This is a genomic window from Streptomyces sp. NPDC001549 (assembly GCF_042894025.1).
GTDB lineage: Bacteria > Actinomycetota > Actinomycetes > Streptomycetales > Streptomycetaceae > Streptomyces > Streptomyces kutzneri.
The window spans coordinates 1-1,471 of sequence record NZ_JBIAVJ010000083.1 but is presented as its reverse complement, the minus strand read 5'-3'; the positions used below and the strand labels follow the sequence as shown (position 1 = coordinate 1,471).

Annotated in this window: 1 protein-coding gene; it reads right to left on the bottom strand. The window is 66.8% G+C overall.

Features of this window, described 5'->3' with window-relative positions:
* Window positions 1–23: 23 nt before the first annotated feature.
* Window positions 24–1,226 carry an IS110 family transposase gene (locus ACFY04_RS43685; RefSeq protein ID WP_389126643.1) on the bottom strand — a complete coding sequence of 401 codons (1,203 nt, stop codon included), beginning with the start codon at window positions 1,224–1,226 and terminating at the stop codon, window positions 24–26.
* Window positions 1,227–1,471 lie beyond the last annotated feature (245 nt).

The window sequence follows — 1,471 nt, the reverse complement described above, 5'->3', positions numbered from 1 at the left end:
AAAAGGTGCCTCTATGGTTTTCGTCAAGCCGTGACGGGGGTGGGCGGCTGGTAGAAGGTGCCGTCCCGGAGCATGGCGAACAGGACGTCGATGCGGCGTCGGGCCAGGGCTATGAGGGCGGCGATGTGATGCTTCCCCTCACGGCGTTTGCGGTCGTAGTAGGCGCGTGACTCGGGCTGGGAGAGCGAGGCGAACGCGGCGAGGTAGAAGGCCCGTTTGAGTTGTTTGTTGCCGCGTCTGGAGGGGTGTTCGCCGCGGATGGATGAGCCGGAGCTCCTGGTTACGGGGGCGAGGCCGGCGTAGGCGGCGAGGTGTCCGGCGGTGGCGAAGCCGCTGCCGTCGCCGACGTCGATGAGGATGCGGGCCGCGGTCCTGATCCCGATGCCGGGCATCGAGATCAGGACCTGGGAAAGAGGGTGGGCCTCCAGTAGTTCCTCGATCCGGGCGGCGAGAAGTTTGCGCTGGTCAAGCACGGACTGGAGCGAGCTCGCGAGGCTGGGCACGATCAGAGCTGCCGCGTCGGTGCCCGGGACGACGACGGTCTGTTCGTCGAGTGCGGTGAAGATGTCCTCGACCAGGCGTTCGGCCATCCGCGGCGCCTTGGGGCGTATCAAGGTCACGAGGCGACGGCGTCCGGCTTTGCGGATCCGGGCCGGGGAGCCGAACTGGTCCAGCAGTCTGAGCACGGCCGGGTGCTGGATACGCGGGCCCAGGACACGCTCGAGCGACGGATGGATCTGGGTCAGCAGGCCGCGGAGCCGGTTGGCGATCCGGGTGGACTCGCCGGCCAGGTCGTCGTCGAACCCGGCGATCATGGCGAGTTCGGCGACTGTTTCGTCAGCGGGGTCGATCGTCCTCAGGGTGTGGGGCATCGCTCTGGCCACGTCCGCGATGATGAACGCGTCGCGGGCGTCGGTCTTGGCCTCACCGGGGTAGAGGTCGGCGATCCGCCGCATCGTGAGTCCGGGCAGGTATGCGACCAGGCAGCCCGCATCGCGGGCGACCGTCAAGGGCAGAGCTCCGATGGAAGCAGGCTGGTCGACGACCACCAGCACCGTTCCGTGCTTGGCCCGGAGCTTGTCGAACAGGTCCCGAAGTTTTGGTTCGCTGTTGGGCAGTGACTTGTCGAAGACCTTCTTCCCGGCCTGGTTCACGGCGGTGGCGTGGTGTTCGCCTTTGCCGACGTCCAGACCGAGGTAGACGTCGATGGCGGTCGCGTCCGTCATGCCCGTTTCTCCCCTGGCTGTACTCTTCCCGGCCTCACCTGCGGCATCAGCGTGCCGGCATCCACGTTACGAAGAGACTGCCTCACCCCGTCAGGAGGTCGGCGCTCGTGCCTCTAATCAGCGGTCTGCCAATGCCTCCGGCACCCGGCGACACCACCTTTTCGATCATCTCGACTGGGGGCTCAAGTCATACCGGGGCCGAAGGCCGGGAGCCTCATTGCGAGGCCACGAAGACGGTAACGGGG

Bases quoted from the DNA above. Each gene is read 5' to 3' on its own strand.
- ACFY04_RS43685 (WP_389126643.1), bottom strand. From the start codon at position 1,226: ATGACGGACGCGACCGCCATCGACGTCTACCTCGGTCTGGACGTCGGC.